Genomic DNA, 2652 nt, shown 5'->3' on the forward strand with positions numbered 1-2652 from the left:
AACCCAGCGATGGCGTTGCCAGCATCAGCGCAATATCCCAGTCTGGCGCAGGCATTGTCAGGCTGTGACCGTATGCGGTGGCAATGGCGGCCGCCATCTGACCGGCGGCCAGAAGCATGACGTAAAGCATGCAGCTATAGAGCGAGAGACGGGCCATCAGCGGACGGGTCCTGCGGACATACTCGTCCGTGGCATTGTCGCCGTTACGGATGGTCTCCTGCTGCTCGTGGTGAGCTGACTGACGGTCTGCCAGCACCGCCTTTTGTTTTTCGAGCTGCACCTGCTCAAGCTGGACTTTCAGCGCTTCCAGCTGGACGAACTGCTCGGGCGGAAGCTGCGCCAGCTTCTGCTCAAGAATGCGCTGCTGATCCTGCGGGTTGATAACGCTGTTGACGTTCTCAACAATACCGGCCACGGAATCCGCTGTTTTCGCTGTATCGCCACCAAACCAGCCGCCAATCGTGCGCAGCAGTGACGGTCCGGCCTTCAGCACCACCGAGGCAACGGTGGAAAGTGTTAATGGATCCATTTCAGCAACTCCTTACGTGAAACCCACCGGCAGACCATGAGGCCAAGCACTGCGCCGACCGGCTCCAGTAACAGCGTGATAAGCGGGTACGCAAAGAGAGAGGCGGAAAGCAGAAGAACCACTCCGCAACCCCAGACAACCCACGACCAGAAATACGCGTAACGGCTGATATTCATGACCGGCTGAATGAGCCGGTAAGGAAGATTGCCGAGAAAGATGCTGAAACTCACCAGCACAACCCCGGACAGTGCCAGCCACCAGACAAGAAAAGCCTGGCGGCCATAGAAGTTACAGTACATCAGGGACAAGCCAGCCAGCACAATGATAGTCCAGCCAGACTGCCAGACCTTCAGCAGTGCGAGTTTCAGCCAGTCGGTATTAAACGATTTAAACACAGTGTTTTTCCTTGTATTTCTGGCACTGCCAGATGATGTCTCGCGTATCGACGGACGACCAGCCGCGCAGGTAATAGCTGCCGTGCGTGCCGTCATGCCCCTCATAGCTGGTCGGGACCGGTGGCGGACCACCGGCCATGCGGTGAAGCACTTCCTGCCGCAGGCGGTCATGACGACCGCGCTTCAGTGATGCCTCCCATCCCTTGCCCATACTCAACCCCCGGCGACCGAATACCGGAAACCGGTGATTTCCCGGCAGGCATTCGCCAGGTTATCAAGGCGGTTAAACCAGCCATTGAGGTATTTGCCCTGTGACGGGGTGGCTTTGATAATGTCGGCGTAATAACGGGAACGGCGGACGAACAGGCGGTTAAGCAGCCAGTCGGGGTCAGCACCCGCGACGGCTGCACGTGTCTTCTGACCGGCGATACCGTCAACGTCCTTGCCCGTAAAACCGGCGGCTTCCTGGAGCAACCTGATGGCTTTTTTAGGGTCGTGCTGAACTGCCGAATCAAAGACAAACAGGGCGATGTCATCAGGCCACAGCGGGCAGTACGCGGGGTACCAGTAATCGCGGAAATAAATCTGCCCGGCCTGCGCCACCGTCAGGTCACGGATACGGGTATCAGGTTTGCCGTTGCCATCGACGTCGGTCATGCCGTCGGCAACGCCGTCACGCTTATCGGAGATACCAAGGTTGGTTTCGCCGCCCCGGTCAGTGGGGTCGTTAACGTAACCGCGTTCAGAGCGGAGCACGAACGCCAGCGCATTCTGGAATGCGGGAGAATCAGGGGTGTTGTTCATAAAACGGCACCTGTGAAAATGGATTAGTGGATCCTTTTCATCATGTGCCGGACGAAAAAAAAGCCGGATTAACCGGCTTCATTTAAAATAGGCTGGTGTTATGAAATGCCTATAACACAAGAATATGTTAGCGCTGAATCAATATTCTGGACTGTTACACTAAACGGTGTATTTCCAATCTCTGCCGAGGCTTTTACTTTTTTCCCTTCTTCATTAAATGTGTTAACCGCTGTAGTGAATATAGTGGATACAGCATTGCCTATTGAATCAGCGCGATTATCCATAACGGACTCAGCGAGATTCTTACACTGTCCCAGCGCCATTGAGGGTTCAATTTTTGGGTATTTCCCCGAAGTCACCACCATCACACTAGCCTCATTTACCCCCAGCAGCCATACACTCTGAAATGCCGGATAGTCAGTTTTAGCAGTGTATACCTGTACTGAGTCAATGACCTCGCCTTTTTCCCAGTCGCCTTTTCTCACTGTTTTATACTTTTCAAACTGAGCTATGAGTTTCTCATTTACCGTGGGCGGTTCATCTTTGTTGAAAAAATAGGAATACCCGCCGACTAATATAACGCTCAGAATCAGAATATCTGTAAATTTCATATGTCATTCCTTGCCAAACAGGTCCGGTTGATACTTACGCTGTTCAAGCCTGCGCATACGCCTGATGGCTTTATACACTGTTTTGTAGGTCACCTGATAGCGTTCAACGAGTTCAGGGATATTCTTCCCGGTAAAATCACGCCAGATCTTCATGTCCCGGATGATGGTATTGAGCACCTCACCGCGTGGAAAATAGACCTGCATACCGCCAATCTGGCTGCTCATGGCGTAAACCAGCTCCAGTGATAACCGTGGATCAACACCGTGTTTTTCCAGCTCGCTGCGCAGCAGCGCATTCAGTTGAGACAGCAGT

At 53.4% G+C, this 2652-nt stretch carries 6 protein-coding genes; all 6 read right to left on the minus strand.

Features of this window, described 5'->3' with window-relative positions; genetic code table 11:
• Nucleotides 1–529, minus strand: a 529-nt coding sequence (locus tag GTGU_RS22965; RefSeq protein ID WP_038163230.1) for a hypothetical protein, incomplete at its 3' end; no start/stop codon positions are given.
• Nucleotides 517–924: a hypothetical protein gene (locus GTGU_RS22970; RefSeq protein ID WP_038163232.1), complete on the minus strand. Its 408-nt coding sequence runs from the start codon at nt 922–924 to the stop codon at nt 517–519. The genes GTGU_RS22965 and GTGU_RS22970, both read right to left, overlap by 13 nt.
• On the minus strand, nt 917–1135 hold the full coding sequence (locus GTGU_RS22975; protein WP_038163240.1) for a hypothetical protein: 219 nt from the start codon (nt 1133–1135) through the stop codon (nt 917–919). Before GTGU_RS22975 ends, GTGU_RS22970 begins: the two co-directional genes overlap by 8 nt.
• A 2-nt stretch (nt 1136–1137) precedes the next feature.
• Nucleotides 1138–1728, minus strand: a complete 591-nt coding sequence (locus GTGU_RS22980; RefSeq protein WP_038163243.1) for a glycoside hydrolase family 108 protein — start codon at nt 1726–1728, stop codon at nt 1138–1140.
• Nucleotides 1729–1826: 98 nt separating this feature from the next.
• Complete coding sequence (locus tag GTGU_RS22985; RefSeq protein ID WP_038163245.1) at nt 1827–2339, minus strand: hypothetical protein; 513 nt, start codon at nt 2337–2339, stop codon at nt 1827–1829.
• A gap of 3 nt (nt 2340–2342) precedes the next feature.
• On the minus strand, nt 2343–2652 hold a 310-nt coding region (locus GTGU_RS22990; RefSeq protein ID WP_038163248.1), incomplete at its 5' end, for a Mor transcription activator family protein.

The organism is Trabulsiella guamensis ATCC 49490 (genome assembly GCF_000734965.1).
In the GTDB taxonomy this organism is placed as follows: Bacteria; Pseudomonadota; Gammaproteobacteria; order Enterobacterales; family Enterobacteriaceae; genus Trabulsiella; species Trabulsiella guamensis.